The sequence below is a fragment of the Achromobacter sp. RT286_PF genome (assembly GCF_059760425.1).
In genome coordinates this window covers 51,886-67,845 of sequence record NZ_JCBAMR010000003.1, presented here as the reverse complement: position 1 = coordinate 67,845, position 15,960 = coordinate 51,886, and the positions used below count along the sequence as shown (strand labels likewise).

Here is a 15,960-nt window from a genome sequence, read left to right as displayed (position 1 = left end):
CGGGGCCACGATGTCTATGGTTGCCGTTCCATTCGGCGCGATCAGCCTGTCCGGCCAGCTGGAAGAAGTGCAGGCGCAGATTCGCCGCCGACCGGCTGATGCGGACTTGCGCGCGCAACTGTTCCAACTGTTGGTGGTGCAGGGAGACTGGGCTCGTGCCGCTGAACAGCTCAGCGTATGTGGCGCGCTGAGTGCGCAGGCGCGGCCGACGGTCGCGCTGTATGCCAGCGCCATCGCGGCGGAGCGCGAGCGCGAGGCGGTGCTGGCGGGCGACGGCGAGCCCGTCATGTTGAGCGAGCCTGATGCGTGGATGCAGGCCCTGCTGTCGGCGCTGCATCGGGACGGGCAGGGTCCGAAGGACGAGGTCGCCGAGCAGCGTTCCCGCGCCCTGCAGGACGCCGATGCGCGCGGGGGCACCGTGCAAGGCGTTATGCAGGGGGTTGGGCGAGGGGGTGTGCAGGGGGTGGGGCAGGATACCCCACTGCCGTTCCAGTGGATGTGCGACGGCGACAGCCGCCTGGGGCCGGTGTTCGAGTTCCTGGGCGCGGGGCGATACGTGTGGCTGCCCTTCACGGCGCTTAAATGCTTGCGCCTGCTGGCCCCCGAGGGGCTGTGCGATCTGGTGTGGTCGCGCGCCGAGATCGAACTGGTGGGCGGCCGTACGCTGCAAGGCCTGGTGCCGGCCCGTTACCCGCCGGCGCCGGGCGCACGGATGATCGACCAGCCCGATCCCGTCAAGCTGGGGCGCGTGACCGAGTGGCGGCCGTTGTATGCCGACACCTACGCGGGCGTGGGCCAGAAGATGTGGCTGACCGACGCGGGCGAGTTCGCACTGCTGGACCTGCGCAGCGTGGAGTTCGCGTGATGGGCCACGCCGACGACACCGCCCGCTGGAAGCCGGCCGTGCAAGGCTCGCAGAGCGCGCAAAGTGCGCCTGCTGAGCGTACGCGGCGCGCCATGCGGGATCGCCTGCAGCCGTCGTTGCTGGACCGCTTGATGGACAACGACCCCACGCGTCGCGAAGAACCTCGCGACAGCGCCATGCTCACGCATGAGCAGCTGCGCGCGGCGGTGTTGCGGGATCTGCGCTGGCTGCTCAATACCGTCAACTTGCAGACCTCACAGGACTTGTCGGCGCATCGTCAGGTTGCCACATCGACCGTGAATTTCGGCGTGCGCGCGATGGCCGGCAAGCGTATGTCGGAGATCGACTGGATCGACGTCGAAGAGTCCATACGCGATGCGATATCCGCGTTTGAGCCGCGCATCCTGGATTCCTCGGTCGAGGTGCGCTGCGTAACGGACACGGGCACGCTCGAACATCACAATGTGCTCAGCCTGGAAATACGGGGCATGCTGTGGTGCGTGCCACACCCGCTTGAGTTCCTGTTCCGTACCGACATCGATCTGGAAAGCGGCCACATGGATCTGCGCGATCTGGGTGGGCTCTGATGGACGCGCGCTTGCTGGACTACTACAACCGCGAGCTCGTGTATCTGCGCGAGCTGGGGGCGGAATTCGCGCAGGCGCATCCCAAGGTCGCGGGGCGGCTGGGCATGAACGCGACGGAAGTGGCCGACCCTTACGTCGAGCGCCTGCTGGAAGGCTTCAGCTTTCTGACGGCGCGCATCCAGATGAAGATGGACGCGGAGTTTCCGCGCTTCTCGCAGCGCTTGCTGGAAGTGGTGTACCCGAACTATCTGGCGCCCACGCCGTCGATGGCGATCGTGCAGTTTGCACCCAGCATGAATGAGGGCACCTTGGCCGGTGGCTTCGAATTGCCACGCGGCACGCTGCTGCGCGGCCGTGTACCGCGTGGCGAGCAGACGCCGTGCGAATTCACGACCGGGCACGCCGTGCGCTTGTGGCCGCTGCAAGTCACTCACGCCGACTTCACCGCGGCTCCGCAAGACTTGCCGTTGGCGCGGCTGGGCCTTGCCGGCCGCGCCGCGCGCGTGTTGAGCGCATTGCGCATACGGATCGAAATCGGCGGCGGGCAGCGGCTGGAAGACCTGGACCTGGACCAACTGGTGTTCCATCTGCACGGGCAGGATTTGCAGATGCAGCGCCTGCTGGAAGTGCTGATGGGGCACACGGTGGCAGTGCTGGGCCACGACACGGCCCGGCCGGTGGCGTGGATCAACAAGCTGCCGGCAGGCGCGGTGCGGCATGAAGGTTTTGCCGACGACCAGGCGCTGCTGCCGGGCGATGCGCGCGTATTCCAGGGCTATCGCTTGCTACAGGAGTACTTTGCCTTTGCGCAGCGCTATCTGTTCTTCAGCGTGAATGGCTTGAAAGCGGGATTGAAAACGGGGCCGAGGTCCGCATCGGATGCGGGCGCCGGCGGCGCGCTGCCGGTGTCATCCACCCCACGCGAGACCCGCGCATTCGATCTGACCTTCCTGTTCTCGGTGGCCGCCCCGGAACTGGAAGGCGCGATCTCCGCCGCCAATCTTGCGCTGCATTGCGCGCCCGTCATCAACCTGTTTCCCAAGCGCGCCGATCGAGTGGCGATCACGCCGCGCACGTCGGAATATCACGTGGTGGTGGATCGCAGCCGCCCGCTGGACTACGAAGTGTTCGGCGTGACGCGGGTCACCGGGCACGCGTCGGCGCAGCAACAAGAGCAGGAGTTCCGTCCGTTCTACGGGTCCTTGGGCAGCGATCCGGACGACTACGGCGCGTACTACTCCGTGCGCCGCGAGCCCCGGCTGATCTCGGACACCGCGCAGCGCAACGGTACGCGCACCGGCTACACCGGCAGTGAAGTGTTCCTGTCGCTGGTGGACCGCCAGGAAGCGCCGTTCTCCGGCCAGCTGCGCCATGTGTCGCTGGAAACGCTATGCACCAATCGGGACCTGGCGATGCTGCTGCCGCTGGGCACCGACACCGACATGACGCTGCGCGTGTCGGCGCCCGTGCGCGCGGTGAAGGTGCTGCACGGCCCCACGCGCCCCTGTGCGGCGCTGGCCGAGAACGCCGCCACCTGGCACCTGATCAGCCACTTGGGGCTGAACTACCTGAGCCTGACGGACCTGGACACAGAGCAGGGTGCGCAAACGCTGCGCGAGATGCTGCACGTGTACGGCAACCTGGCCGATCCGGTGGTGCGCAAGCACATCTCCGGGCTGCGGCACGTCAGCGCCAAGCCCGTGTATCACCGCTTGCCGGTGCCGGGTCCCATCGTCCATGGGCGCGGCGTGCGCATCGCGCTGCAAGTGGACGAGGCGGCCTTCTCCGGCATCAGCCCGTATTTGTTTGGCGCCGTGCTTGAACAGTTTTTCGCGCGCCATGTGTCGATCAACATGATGTCGGAGCTGGTCCTGTCGACCCTGCAGCGCGGCGAAGTCGCCCGCTTCAAGCCCCGCATGGGACGCCGGCCCGCGGTCTAGGCAGGCACCCCCACGAACCGGAGCGCATGATGAAATCCGCCGCAAGCTTGAACCGAATTGCCTATGACCCGGTGCATTTGCTGGGTGAGGTGCTGCATGTCGAAGCCGACGGCCGCTACGCCGTCGCGTGCGATGGCCGCACCTGGCAGGCGCGTCGCGCCGCCAGCTGCCTGCTGGCACCCCAGCCGGGTGATGAGGTGCTGATCAGCGGGCCGGACCCGTCGCGCGTGTATCTCATCGCGGTCACCGTGCAGGCGGTATCCGCCGGCACGGTGTTGGAGACCCAGGGTGATCTGGTGCTGCGCTCGCAGGGCGGCAACGTGCGCGTGGAAAGCGCGGGCGACGTGACCTTGCAAGGCCGGGACGCCGTCCACATCCGCACGCCCGAATATTCCGTGGACGCCGACGAAGAACGTCATGCCGCAAAACGCATTCGCATGGTGGCCGAACACCTGCATGCCACTATCGGCGAGACGCGGCTGGTCGGGCGCAACTACGAAGCGGTGCTGGACCGCATGACGCTCATGGCGCGCGTGTCCATGCGCAGCGTCAGTGACGTGGACCAGGTGCGTGCGGGCTCCATCGATTTCCAGGCCGAGCAAAGCGCGCGGCTGCATGCGTCATACACGCTGGTAACCGGCGCCGACCTGGTCAAGGTTGACGCCAAGCAGATTCACATGGGGTGACGGGATGGACGTCACGCATCCCGTCGCCGACGCGCAGTGGTGGCGTGCCCTGGAGCGCGAGCCCTACGCGCACGATCTGTTCCACGCCCTGCGCTGGATCGATGCGCATTGCGGCGCGCGCAAGCCGCTGGGGCGCGATACCGTGGCGCGTTACGAGCCCGTGCGCTTGCGGCAAGAGCCGTCGATGGCGTTCGCACCGTCCACGGTGGCGCGCGTGCGGCCGGCGCAGAACGGCCGGCCGGCTGAAGTTTCCATCTATGGCTTCGGCCTGTTTGGCCCCAACGGCCCCTTGCCGCTGCACCTGACGGAGCATGCGCACGAACGCATGGCGCACTACGGCGACCGCACGCTGGCCGCCTTTGCCGATGTGTTCCATCACCGCCTGATCCTGTTGTTCTACCGCGCCTGGGCAGATGCGCAAAGCACGGTCAGCCTGGACCGCAAGGACGCGCGCTTCACGCGCTATGTGGCCAGCCTGTTGCATATGGGCGAACCGTCGATGCAGCGGCGCGATGCCGTGCTGGACCATGCCAAGTACTTCATGGCGGGGCACCTGGTGCGCCAGACCCGCAACCCCGAAGGGCTCAAGCACATCCTGCAAGCGTTCTTCGGCCTGCCGGTGCGCATCCGCGAATTCGTGCCGCAATGGATACGCCTGGAGCCCGAGCAGCGGCTTGGGCTGGGCAGCCCGATGGGCTTGGGGCGCGACTCGGTGCTGGGCGTGGCGGTGCGCGATGCCCAGCACAAGTTCCGCATCGAGGTCGGTCCGTTGACGTTCGACGATTACCAGAGCTTCCTGCCGGGCGGCTTGCGCGCGCGGCAGCTGACGCATTGGGTCAGGCATTACATCGGCGTGGAACTGGCGTGGGACGTGCGCCCGGTGTTGCGCGCCGATGAGGCCGGCGGCGTGCGCCTGGGCGCGCAGCGGCCGCTGGGCCTGTCGGCGTGGCTGGGAAGGCGCCGGCCCGCGCAGGGCGACGCCGACGATTTGCTGCTGGACTATGAACGCCGCGAACAGACGCCGGCACGTGGCCGCTTGCAGGCCCAACCTTCCAGGACACCGCGCGCTTGATCGCGCCATGACGCCATGTCGGATATCGGTCGCATCGAACTGTTCGGAAAGCTTAATCCGCTGCTCTACCAGGCGCTGGAAGGCGCAACGGCGTTCTGCAAGCTGCGCGGCAATCCTTACGTGGAACTGGTGCATTGGGTGCATCAGATTCTGCACGCGCAGGATAGCGATGTGCACCGTATTGCGCGCGCGTTCGAACTGGACCTGGGGCAGTTGCAGGCCGACCTGACGGCAGAGCTTGATCGGCTGCCGGCCGGCGCCGGATCGGTGTCCGATCTGTCGGAACACATTGATCACGCCGTGGAACGCGCGTGGGTGCTGGGCTCGCTGCGTTATGGCGCCGCGCGCATTCGCAGTGGCCATCTGTTGGCGGGCCTGGTCCGGACGTACGCGCTGCGTCATGTGCTGCTGGGCATGTCGCCGCAGTTTGCGCGCATCGTGCCCGACAAGCTGCTTGAGCAGATGGACGAGATGGTGCAGGGGTCGCCGGAAGGCGTCAGTGCGACGACCGCCGCCGGCGACGACGCGCAGGCGCCGCGCAAGGACCTGGCCGCGTTGGAGCGGTTTGCCGTTGACCTCACCGCCAAGGCTCGCGCGGGCGAGATCGACCCGGTGTCGGGGCGCGACGAAGAAATCCGCCAGATCGTCGATGTGTTGATGCGTCGGCGGCAGAACAATCCACTGCTGACGGGCGAGGCCGGCGTGGGCAAGACCGCCGTCGTGGAAGGTCTGGCACTGCGACTGGCCACGGGCGATGTACCGCCGCCCCTGCGCGACGTGTCTTTGTATCTGCTGGACATCGGGCTGCTGCAAGCCGGCGCGGGCGTAAAGGGCGAATTCGAGCAACGCCTGCGCAGCGTGATCGATCAGGTCCAGGCAAGCGACCGGCCCATCGTGCTGTTCATCGATGAGATCCACACGCTGGTGGGCGCGGGCGGCGCGGCGGGCACGGGGGACGCGGCCAACCTGCTCAAGCCCGCGTTGGCGCGCGGTCAGTTGCGCACCATCGGGGCGACCACGTGGTCGGAATACAAGAAGCACATTGAAAAGGACCCCGCGCTGACCCGCCGTTTTCAGGTGGTTCAAGTGCACGAGCCGGACGAGGCGCGCGCGTTTGACATGCTGCGCGGCCTGGCCGAAACCTTGCAGGCGCATCACGGCGTACTGCTGCTGGACGAGGCCATCACGGCGGCGGTGAGCTTGTCGCATCGCTACATTCCCGCGCGCCAATTGCCCGACAAGGCGGTGGCGTTGCTGGACACCGCGTGCGCGCGCGTGGCGATCAGCCAGCACGCCGTGCCGCCCGCGCTGGAGGATGCACGCCGACGCATCCAGGCGCTGGAAACGGCGCTGCGCATTGCCCGGCATGAAACACATCTTGGCGCGGGCGACGCGCAGCGCGTTGAACGCCTGGAGGCCGAACGGGCGCAAGCCGCGCAGGCGCAAGCCCAGCTGGCCGCCAGCTGGGAGGCCGAACGCGAGCTGGCCGCAAAGGTGCTCTCGCTGCGCGAAACCTTGAGCGCGCCGGCAACGGCGGGCGTTGACCACGCGTCGACACGGCAGGCGCTTGCGGGCGCCGCACAGGCACTGGCGGGCGGCCAGGGCGAGGCGCCGATGATACACACCGCCGTAGACGCGGCGGCGGTGGCGGCCGTGGTGGCCGACTGGACCGGCATCCCCGTGGGCCGCATGGTGCGCGACGAGGCACACGCCGTACTGGCGCTGGCGGACACGCTGGAAAAGCGCGTGATCGGCCAGCGCGACGCCCTGGAAGCCGTGGCGCGCCGTATCCAGACATCACGGGCCGGTCTGACCGACCCGGCCAAGCCGGTGGGCGTGTTCCTGCTTTGTGGGCCCAGCGGGGTCGGCAAGACCGAAACCGCGCTGGCCCTGGCCGAAGCGCTGTATGGCGGCGAACAGAACCTGATCACCATCAACATGAGCGAATTCCAGGAGTCGCACACCGTCTCCACCCTCAAGGGCGCGCCGCCGGGTTACGTGGGCTATGGCGAAGGCGGCGTGTTGACCGAAGCCGTGCGCAGGCGGCCGTATTGCGTGGTGCTGCTGGACGAGGTCGAGAAGGCGCACCCCGACGTGCACGAGATCTTCTTTCAGGTCTTTGACAAGGGCTGGATGGAAGACGGCGAGGGCCGCTACATCGACTTTCGCAATGCGGTCATCATCCTGACGTCCAACGTCGGCACCGAGCGCCTTGCCACGCTGTGCCGCGATCCCGTGTTGATGCCGGATGCCGAAGGGCTGGCGGCCGCGCTGCGCGAACCCCTGTTGCAGGCATTTCCGGCGGCGCTGTTGGGACGGCTGGTGGCGGTACCCTATCTGCCGCTGTCGGACGACATGCTGGCGCGCATCGTGGCGTTGCAGTTTGACCGAGTACGCCGCCGTTTGCAGGAACACCACGACGTAGCGCTGGAGGTCACGCGGGAAGCAACGGCGCTGGCCGTGACGCGCTGCACGCAAGTCGAGTCAGGCGCGCGCATGGTTGACGCCATTCTTACCAACACGGTCCTGCCGCAAATCAGCCGCGAACTGCTGGGCGCGTCCATGCAGGGCCGCAAGCTGCAACGCGTGCGCCTGTCAGCCAATGGCGGGGAATTTCGCTATGACTATGACTACGCGTGAATCGCTAGCGGTCGGTGTCGTCCGGCACTTTCTTCACGGACGCGGGCCGCATGAAGCTGCCGATTTCCCGCAAGTGGTCGGCGGCGGCGCGGCTATCCGTGGCATCGCGCGGACCGCGCAGGGCGTCGTCGACGGGATGGCGCCGATGGTCGGCCAGCGGGTCGTGGGCGGGCAGCGTGGACGGCGTGCCGTCGGCGAAGACGCTGGGCGAGCCCTCATGGGCTGCGTCGAACAACGCCAGGGGGTCGGTGACCGGGCGCGAGACGGACGCGTCGCCGCGTGGCAGGTGGCGCAGCGGGTCGTCGGGGTTGCGCGCGGCGGCGGAATCCAGATCGAAAGGGTGGGTGGATACGTCCGGGGCGCTGCCCACGGGCAAGGTGCCGGGGCCGATCAGGTCGCTGAAGATGTCTTCGATGACCGGGGCGGCGGCCGGCTGGGCTTGGGCATCGGTTGCGGCGGACGCGGCCGAATCCGCTCGCAGGCGGTAGGTGCCTATTTCCAGTTCGTCGCCCGGCACCAAGGGCAGTTCCTGATCGCATTGAACGCGCTGCCCATTGATGCGCACGGTGCTCATGCTGCTCAAGTTCATCAGAAAGCCGGTGGTGTCCCCGTCGCGGACGCGCAGTACTGCCTGCACTCGGCAGATGTCGCCCGTGGGGTCGGGCAGGGCCAGCTGATTCTCGGGGCTGCGGCCCATTGTGCCGCCGGGCGCCCGGAATTCGGTCTGGATGGGAGCGAAAGCCGGATCGCCGGCATGTTGGAACACCGTGAGCTTCATGCCTTTCTCCTTGGCGTCGGCGGCGCGTCAGCGGGCCTGGGCTGCCTTGGCCGACTTGAAAACCGGGCCCCATTGGGGATGCCCCGCTTCGTTGGGCGCAAGGTCGAACGAGGGCTGCAATTGCAGGATGCGGGTGAAGCTGTCCTCGCAAAGCTGGTGGTAGCCGATGACGCAGTAGCTGAAGGCTTGCAGCTTCAAGGCCTCGACGCGTACGGGCACCGGCGCGGTGGCCAGGGCGTCGGACGTGGCCACGGTGCGCGCGACGTCACCGAAACGGCTGGCGGCGTATTCGTTGCGTACCTGCTGCAAGGCGTCGGCGGCTTGCGGGGACGGCGAGGAACTACAGGCCGCGAGCACCGCAAGAATGGCAATCAGGCTAAGACGAACGGGCTGTTTCATGGCGCGGGCGTGTCGATGCACAAGGAAAGTGGCTCGGTTGTTCCGCCGATGATAGCGGCCCGGCGCGTGGCGGTTGCGTCGTGGCGTAACAGACGTGTGTGTTTTATTTCCGAGGACTTATGAACCGGTTTTCTTACGAGACAAGCTTGCCCACGGGGCGTCCCCGGGGGCGTTGGCCGCGCGTCGCGGCATGTCTGGCGGCGGGGGCGCTGATCGTCGGATGTTCATCGACCGCCAAGCGCGTGCCCGCGCCTTACGCCATCGAACTGCGCGCAGACCCGAAGGTAAACGCCAGCGCCAGTGGCAGGCCCTCGCCGGTGCAGGTGACCATCTATGAATTGAAGTCGGCCAGCACCTTCCAGGCCAGCGACTTTTTCACTTTGCAGGCCGATGCGCGCGCGGCGCTGGGCACTGAGCTGCTCAACACCGAACAGGTCATCTTGCGGCCGGGGGATACGAAGGTGCTGCATTACCCCGGCAACGCGGACGCGCGCGTGGTGGGCGTGGTGGCCGCGTACCGGGATCTTGAGCAGAGCAAATGGCGTTTGCTGGTGTCGCTGCCCGAACCGCAGAACACGAACATCTACAAGGTATGGCAGTTTTCACCGAACGAGGAGACGGTGAAAGTGGCCGTGACGCGCGCTGGCCTGGAAGAGGTGGACCGCAGCCGTTCGTGGTGGCCTTTCTAGCAGCACAAATCAAACGATAACAAGAGAACCTGAGCATGGTGAGCAGAGACAAAGTGATCTGGTCGGAGGGCATGTTCCTGCGGCCGCAGCATTTCCAGCAGCTGGAGCGTCATGTGCTGCACGCGGCGACGCAGCGTGCGGTGGCGGCGCAAGGGTTCTTCTGGGGGTTTTCGCATCTGTCGGTGGACCGCGAAGCACTCGCGATCGGCAAGCTGGTGTTGACTGACGCGTCAGGCGTCATGCCCGACGGCACCCCGTTCGACTTTGCCGGTCCGGCCGCCGCACCCGCCGCGCTGGAGGTGCCGGCGCGGGCGCGCGACGCGCGCGTCATGTTGGCGATTCCCCGTACGCGTCCCGGCGCGACCGATGTTGTCTACGAAGGCGAAGAAGACACCCTGGCCCGCTATCTCGTGCACGAGGCCGATGTGCACGACACCGGCTCGGTGGCGCTGGAGCCCGCCCTGCTGCAACTGGGCCGCCTTCGACTGCGGCTGATGCTGGAAGACGAGCTCACCGACGATTGGCTGGGCCTGGGCGTTGCGCGCGTGGTGGAGCGCCGGCCCGACAACCGCATCGTGCTGGACGACGGCTACGTGGCGCCGTGGCTAGCGGCCGGCGAACACCCTGTGCTGCGCGGGTGGATCAACGAACTGTATGGCCTGCTGGGTGCGCGTAGCGAAGCCCTGGCCGCGCGGCTGTCGCAGCCCGGTCGTGGCGGCGTGTCCGAGGTCTCCGATTTCATGCTGCTGGAAACCGTCAACCGCTACGTCGGGGCGCTTTGGCATGCCCGCCAGAGCGCCGGCCAGCATCCCGAGCGGCTGTTCCACGACTGGTTGATGCTGGCCTGCGATCTGGCCACCTTCACGTCCACGACACGGCGTCCAGAGGTGTTGCCCGAGTACGTGCATGACGATCTGCAAAACACGTTCGCGCCGCTGATGCACGAGTTGCGCCGGTCGCTGTCGGCAGTGCTTGAGCAGCGCGCGTTGCAGATCCCGCTGCAAGACCGGGGCCAGGGCGTACGCGTGGCGCAGATTGCAGACGCCGAGCTGCTGCAAACCGCCGGCTTCGTGCTGGCGGTGCATGCGGACATGGGCACGGACACCGTGCGCGCGCGCTTTCCCGCGCAGGTCAAGATCGGCCCGGTCGAACGCATCCGCGATCTGGTGCACCTGCAACTGCCGGGCGTTGCGGTACGCGCACTGCCGGTGGCGCCGCGCCAGATTCCCTACAGCGCGGGGCATGTGTATTTCGAGCTGGATAAAAGCGGGGAGTTCTGGAAGCAGCTGGAGCGCACCGGCGCGCTGGCCTTGCATTTGGCGGGTGACTTCCCCGGCCTGACGATGGAGTTCTGGGCGTTGCGGGATTGAACGCGGAGACAGCTATGCATGCATCGGACCACACCCTGTCCGCCCCGCCAGGAAGCCTGGGCGACACGCCCGGCCAGGCCTCCAGCCGGCTGCGGCCTCATGACTACGTCATCAGCGGCGCCAACCCGCTGGTGGCGGCGGCCAACCCCTTGTTGGACTTGATCCCGCAAATCCGCGCCACCGCGTCGCACCCGTCGCCCGCGATGCTGCGCGAGCACTTGCTGGACGAGATCCGTCAGTTTGAGTTGCGCGCACAGCAGGCGGGCATTCCCAACGAAACGATCCTGGGCGCGCGCTACTGCCTGTGCACCGCGCTGGACGAAGCCGCCGCGTTGACCCCGTGGGGCGGGGGCGGTGTGTGGTCGGCACACAGTCTGCTGGTGACCTTTCACAACGAGACCTGGGGCGGCGAGAAATTCTTCCAGCTGCTGGCCAAGCTATCGCAAAACCCGGCGCAACACCTGGACCTGCTTGAACTGCTGTATTACTGCCTGCTGCTGGGCTTTGAAGGCCGCTACCGCGTGATGGACAACGGCCGTTCGCAACTGGAAACGCTGCGCCAGCGCTTGCTGCGCATCCTGCGGGGGGCACGTGGGGAGTACGCGCTTGCGCTGTCGCCCCATTGGCGCGATGAGCCCGCGCAAACGCCGCTGCGGCGGTTGCCCGTGCCGCTGTGGGTCTTCGGCGCGTTGGCTGCCGTGCTGGCGCTGGCTTTGTATTGGGGGTTGGGATGGCGGTTGGGCAGCCATTCGGACGGCGTGTTTGCGTCCATCAGCCAGCTCAAGCCGCCTGTCGTGCAGATCGCCCCGGCGGTGGTGAAGCGGCCCGCGCCCGCGCCGCGCCTGGCGGTGTTCCTGGCGCCCGAAATCCGCGACCAGCTGGTCAGCGTGCGCGACGAGGTGGACCGCAGCGTGGTGGTGTTGCGCGGAGACGGCGTGTTCGAGTCCGGTGCCAGTTCCGTTCGCGATCAGTACCTGCCCGTGCTGTCGCGCGTGGCGGACGCGTTGCGCGAGACGCAGGGCAGCATTCTTGTGCGCGGGTACTCCGACAACATACCGATGCGCAGCGCGCGCTTTCCGTCCAACTGGCATCTGTCGCAGGCCCGCGCGGACGCCGTCAAGGACATGCTGGAACAACGCCTGGGGCAATCGGCTTCGGCGCGCGTCCGGGCGGAAGGGCGTGGGGATGCGGACCCGGTCGCACCCAACGATACGGCGGCAGGCCGCGCGCTGAACCGCCGCGTGGAAATCACGGTGCTGGTGCCGCCCACCCCGCATGAGGGCGATGCACAAGGAGGCAAAGAATGATCTACCGATTGTTCGGATGGTTCTTCAGCCGGCGCGTGTGGAATTTCCTGGGCCTGGTGGCGCTGGCGCTGCTGATCTGGATTGCGGGGCCGCTGATCGCGGTGGGTGCCGTGCGGCCGCTGGAAAGCCAGACGGTGCGCATCATCGTCATCGTGGCGATGTTTGCCATATGGCTGCTGCGCTGGGTGTGGCGCAAGTGGCGGGAAGGGCGCTTGAACGCGCAGTTACTCGGCCAGTTGCGTCCCCGGCCGCGCGCCGAAAAGGCCGTGCAAGACGTTGCCGAGAACGACGAGATCCGCCAGCTGGAAGCGCGGTTTGATGAAGCCGTCGAACTGCTGCGCAAGACGCGCTTTGAGAATCGCGGCAAGCGCCGTCCGCTGGATCGATTCTCGAAACAGTATCTGTACCAGCTGCCCTGGTACGTCATCATCGGCGCGCCGGGGGCGGGCAAGACGACGGCGCTGGTGAACTCGGGCTTGAACTTCCCGTTGGCCGAGCGCTACGGCAAGGTCGCCTTGCGCGGGGTGGGCGGCACGCGCAATTGCGATTGGTGGTTTACCGACGACGCGGTGCTGCTGGATACGGCGGGGCGCTACACCACCCACGAAAGCGACCCCACGGGCGACGAGGAAGAGTGGCGCGGCTTTCTTCGCCTGCTGACCAAGTACCGTGGCCGGCAGCCGATCAACGGCGCCATGTTGACGGTCAGTGTCGAAGACCTGTTGTCGGCATCCGATGCGCAGCGTGCGCAGCACGCGGCGGTGCTGCGGCGCCGCTTGCAGGAACTACGCGAGCAGCTGGGCATCGCGTTTCCTGTCTACGTGCTGGTGACAAAGACAGATCTGTTGTCCGGCTTCGAAGAGTACTTTGCGTCGTTCAGCCGCGATGAGCTGGCGCAGGTGTGGGGCTTTACCTTGCCCTACGCGCGCACGCAGGAGCCTGACTTCGATTTGTACGACGCCTTCCATGCCGAGTACGCGCTGCTGCAACGGCGGCTGGATGACGCCTTGCCGGAAGTGGTGGCCGCCGAGGAAGACCCTGCGCGGCGCGCACTGGCCTACATGCTGCCGCAGCAATTTGCCGGGCTGCAAAACATCCTGGGCCATTTCCTTAGCGACGTGTTCGCCACGTCGAAGTTTGAAGCGCGCGTCATCCCGCGCGGCGTGTACTTCACCAGCGGCACGCAAGGGGGCGAAACCTTCGACCAGGTGACCGGCCATCTGAAGCGCTACCTGCGCATCGATGGTGCGCCCTCGCCCGCGCCCAGCGTGCCGGGCGAGGGCGAGGGCCGCAGCTACTTCCTGAAAAACCTGCTGCGCGACGTCATCTTTCGGGAAGCGGGCCTGGCAGGCCGTAACCTGCGTTGGGAACGCCGCTATCGGCAATTGCACTGGGCCGGTTACGGGCTGGTCACGGCGATGTTCGTGGCGCTGATTGCCGGCTGGGCATTGAGCTATCGCAACAACTCGGCCTATGTGGATGAAGTGGCGCGGCGCGTGCCGGCCGTGGAAAAGCTGACGCGCGACATCAAGATCACGCGCACGGGCGACCTGCTGGGCTTGATGCCGTTTCTGGACAGCCTTTGGTATCTGCCGCGCCACGAACGCTTTGAGATCGACTCGCCGCCACTGGCGTTCCGCTTCGGGCTTTATCAGGGCTTCAAGCTGCAAGCGGCCGCGCAGGGCGTGTATGACAACACGCTGGATCAGGTGCTGTTGCCGCAGGTGGCGCGGCGCGTGGAGGCCGCGCTGCGGGATGCGTCGGCAAGCGACCTGGAGTATTCGTACGAGGCGTTGCGCGCCTATCTGATGTTGTACGAGGCCGACCGCTATGACGCCGAATTCATGCATGCGTGGCTGTTGTCGGATATGCAATCGACGTTGCCCGACGGGTACACGCGCCGCCAGTACGAACAGTTGTCGCTGCATTTGCGCCACCTGACACAGGGTCACGTGCTGGCATCGCCTTTTCCGAAGGACGAGGCGCTGGTGGCGCAGGCGCGCGAGAAGCTGGCGCGCTATACGCTGGCGCAACGCGCCTACAGCCGCTTGCGCCGCACGCTTGCCAATACCGATATCGCGCCCGAGAACACCGCCGTGACCTTGGGCGGGGCACAGGCCAGCGCGGTGTTCGTGCGCAAGAGCGGCAAGCCGTTAAGCCAGGGCATCCCGTCGCTGTACAGCTATCGTGGCTATTGGGACGTGTTCAACAAACGCGTGTCCAGCGTGGCCGAGGTGCTGCGGTCGGACGATGCGTGGATCTTGAACATTCCGGCCCCCGGCATGTTGGACCAGGCGGCGCAGCGCCAATTGGTGGCGGGCATCAAGCGCCTGTACATGAATGATTATGTGGCGCAGTGGGATGGCTATCTGAACGACTTGCAGCTGGCGCCCAGCAAGTCGTTGCTGCAAAACATCCAGATGGCGCGTACCTTGTCCGCGCCAGAATCACCGCTGGTGCAGTTGGTGCGCGGCGTCGCGCGCGAGACTTCCTTGCTGCGCGATTCGGCCAAGGACGAGCGGTCGCTGGTGGACCAGGCGCGCGATCGTGTCGGCAGCACGCGCGAGGCGCTGGAGCAGATGTTCGGCCCGACGGGGCCGGGTGCCGCCGCGCGCGCGGATGCGTCGGATGAAAAGCTGGAGCGCATCGTTGACCAGTACTTCGAGCCGTGGCGCCGGCTGGCGCAGAACGAAGGCGGGGCGGCAGGCGCCGCGCCGCCCATTGCCGCCACCACGGGGTTGATCAATGAGCTTTACACCTATCTGACGGCGGCGGACGCGGCACTGCGTAGCGGCAGCCCGACCCCGAGTTCCGATTCGGTGACCAAGCTGCGCGCCGAAGCCGGACGCCTGCCCGGCCCGTTGCGTGACGTGCTCAACGCCTTGTCGGTGAACGCGTCAGGCGAGGTGTCGGACGTGGCCCGCGCGCGCATGGGCGAGACGGTGTCGGCCACGATCGGCGTGTTCTGCGGGCAATCGGTGGCGGGCCGTTATCCGTTCTCCAGCCGCTCCACGCGTGACGTTGCCCCCAACGACATGGCCAGGCTATTCGGGCCGAACGGCATGATGGACGACTTTTTTCAGAAGAACCTGGCGACGCAGATCGACGTGTCCGGGCCGCGCTGGCGCTTCAAGCCCGGTGTCGATGGCCGCTCGGGGGGCAGCTCGGCCACGCTGGACGCGTTCCAGCGCGCGGGCGTCATCCGCGATGTGTACTTCATGGCGGGCAACCCCATGCCGTCGTATCGCGTGGCGATCCGGCCGGTGGAGATGGACGCGGGCATCACGCAGTTTGTGATGGACGTGGATGGCCAATCGGTGCGCTACGCGCATGGCCCGCAGGTGGCGACCACGGTGCAATGGCCCGGGCCGCGTGGCAGCAACCAGGTGCGTATCGAATTGACGCCGCAAGTCGGCGCGGCAGGCCTGACAACGTCGGGCCCATGGGCGCTGAATCGCATGCTGGACCGCGCGCAATTGCAACGCGGCCCTTCGCCGGAGATCACGTTGGCCACGTTCGACCTGGGCGGTCGCAAGGTGGTGTTGGAGATCACGGCCAGCAGCGTCAAAAGCCCTTTTCATCTAGCCGAGATGCAGGGTTTCGCCTGCCCCGGCGCGTCGTGACCAG

At 66.8% G+C, this 15,960-nt stretch carries 12 protein-coding genes; 10 read left to right on the top strand and 2 right to left on the bottom strand.

All coding sequences use genetic code 11. The features are described 5' to 3' along the window. Positions 1–10: 10 nt before the first annotated feature. From AC6LJY_RS03895 to tssH, 6 genes are all read left to right on the top strand, one after another. Entirely contained in the window at positions 11–865 is an 855-nt protein-coding gene (locus tag AC6LJY_RS03895) for a type VI secretion system accessory protein TagJ (protein ID WP_314359297.1), read from the top strand. A 92-nt stretch (positions 866–957) separates the two neighbouring features. Beyond that, on the top strand, positions 958–1,452 hold the full coding sequence (tssE, locus tag AC6LJY_RS03890; RefSeq protein ID WP_120157674.1) for a type VI secretion system baseplate subunit TssE: 495 nt from the start codon (positions 958–960) through the stop codon (positions 1,450–1,452). After that, entirely contained in the window at positions 1,452–3,392 is a 1,941-nt protein-coding gene (tssF, locus tag AC6LJY_RS03885; RefSeq protein ID WP_314359294.1) for a type VI secretion system baseplate subunit TssF, read from the top strand. The genes tssE and tssF overlap by 1 nt, the downstream gene beginning before the upstream one ends. Before the next feature lie 26 nt (positions 3,393–3,418). Next, positions 3,419–4,078, top strand: coding sequence for a DUF3540 domain-containing protein (locus AC6LJY_RS03880; RefSeq protein WP_498135356.1), 660 nt, complete (start codon positions 3,419–3,421; stop codon positions 4,076–4,078). 4 nt (positions 4,079–4,082) lie between these two features. Next, the gene (gene tssG / locus AC6LJY_RS03875) at positions 4,083–5,150 is read left to right on the top strand and encodes a type VI secretion system baseplate subunit TssG (protein ID WP_104142475.1); all 1,068 of its coding nucleotides are present in this window, start codon (positions 4,083–4,085) and stop codon (positions 5,148–5,150) included. Between the two features lie 15 nt (positions 5,151–5,165). Next, entirely contained in the window at positions 5,166–7,790 is a 2,625-nt protein-coding gene (tssH, locus tag AC6LJY_RS03870) for a type VI secretion system ATPase TssH (RefSeq protein WP_498135355.1), read from the top strand. Positions 7,791–7,794: 4 nt separating this feature from the next. Here tssH and AC6LJY_RS03865 read toward each other — a convergent pair whose 3' ends face one another. Together AC6LJY_RS03865 and AC6LJY_RS03860 are read right to left on the bottom strand one after the other, a co-directional pair. Further along, complete coding sequence (locus tag AC6LJY_RS03865) at positions 7,795–8,568, bottom strand: FHA domain-containing protein (RefSeq protein ID WP_498135354.1); 774 nt, start codon at positions 8,566–8,568, stop codon at positions 7,795–7,797. A gap of 27 nt (positions 8,569–8,595) precedes the next feature. Then, the gene (locus AC6LJY_RS03860) at positions 8,596–8,967 is read right to left on the bottom strand and encodes a TssQ family T6SS-associated lipoprotein (protein WP_120157313.1); all 372 of its coding nucleotides are present in this window, start codon (positions 8,965–8,967) and stop codon (positions 8,596–8,598) included. Between the two features lie 119 nt (positions 8,968–9,086). Here AC6LJY_RS03860 and tssJ point away from each other — a divergent pair, with 119 nt between their 5' ends. Genes tssJ through tssM form a run of 4 tightly spaced genes read left to right on the top strand, consistent with a single transcriptional unit; the run spans position 9,087 to position 15,956 of the window. Further along, on the top strand, positions 9,087–9,656 hold the full coding sequence (gene tssJ / locus AC6LJY_RS03855; RefSeq protein WP_046802897.1) for a type VI secretion system lipoprotein TssJ: 570 nt from the start codon (positions 9,087–9,089) through the stop codon (positions 9,654–9,656). 35 nt (positions 9,657–9,691) lie between these two features. Beyond that, positions 9,692–11,026 (top strand): type VI secretion system baseplate subunit TssK, encoded by a 1,335-nt coding sequence (tssK, locus tag AC6LJY_RS03850; protein WP_120157311.1) that lies wholly within the window; start codon positions 9,692–9,694, stop codon positions 11,024–11,026. Between the two features lie 14 nt (positions 11,027–11,040). Further along, positions 11,041–12,333, top strand: a complete 1,293-nt coding sequence (locus tag AC6LJY_RS03845) for a DotU family type VI secretion system protein (protein WP_498135353.1) — start codon at positions 11,041–11,043, stop codon at positions 12,331–12,333. Beyond that, a complete protein-coding gene (gene tssM, locus AC6LJY_RS03840; protein ID WP_104142480.1) occupies positions 12,330–15,956 on the top strand; it encodes a type VI secretion system membrane subunit TssM in 3,627 nt (1,208 codons plus the stop codon). The genes AC6LJY_RS03845 and tssM overlap by 4 nt, the downstream gene beginning before the upstream one ends. Positions 15,957–15,960 lie beyond the last annotated feature (4 nt).

What these genes read in the sequence shown, in the direction of transcription:
- tssG (WP_104142475.1), top strand. Translation starts at nt 4,083, where the DNA reads ATGGACGTCACGCATCCCGTCGCCGACGCGCAGTGGTGGCGTGCCCTG.
- AC6LJY_RS03865 (WP_498135354.1), bottom strand. Translation starts at nt 8,568, where the DNA reads ATGAAGCTCACGGTGTTCCAACATGCCGGCGATCCGGCTTTCGCTCCC.
- AC6LJY_RS03845 (WP_498135353.1), top strand. Translation starts at nt 11,041, where the DNA reads ATGCATGCATCGGACCACACCCTGTCCGCCCCGCCAGGAAGCCTGGGC.
- tssJ (WP_046802897.1), top strand. Translation starts at nt 9,087, where the DNA reads ATGAACCGGTTTTCTTACGAGACAAGCTTGCCCACGGGGCGTCCCCGG.
- tssE (WP_120157674.1), top strand. Translation starts at nt 958, where the DNA reads ATGCGGGATCGCCTGCAGCCGTCGTTGCTGGACCGCTTGATGGACAAC.
- AC6LJY_RS03895 (WP_314359297.1), top strand. Translation starts at nt 11, where the DNA reads ATGTCTATGGTTGCCGTTCCATTCGGCGCGATCAGCCTGTCCGGCCAG.
- tssM (WP_104142480.1), top strand. Translation starts at nt 12,330, where the DNA reads ATGATCTACCGATTGTTCGGATGGTTCTTCAGCCGGCGCGTGTGGAAT.
- AC6LJY_RS03860 (WP_120157313.1), bottom strand. Translation starts at nt 8,967, where the DNA reads ATGAAACAGCCCGTTCGTCTTAGCCTGATTGCCATTCTTGCGGTGCTC.
- tssF (WP_314359294.1), top strand. Translation starts at nt 1,452, where the DNA reads ATGGACGCGCGCTTGCTGGACTACTACAACCGCGAGCTCGTGTATCTG.
- AC6LJY_RS03880 (WP_498135356.1), top strand. Translation starts at nt 3,419, where the DNA reads ATGATGAAATCCGCCGCAAGCTTGAACCGAATTGCCTATGACCCGGTG.
- tssH (WP_498135355.1), top strand. Translation starts at nt 5,166, where the DNA reads ATGTCGGATATCGGTCGCATCGAACTGTTCGGAAAGCTTAATCCGCTG.
- tssK (WP_120157311.1), top strand. Translation starts at nt 9,692, where the DNA reads ATGGTGAGCAGAGACAAAGTGATCTGGTCGGAGGGCATGTTCCTGCGG.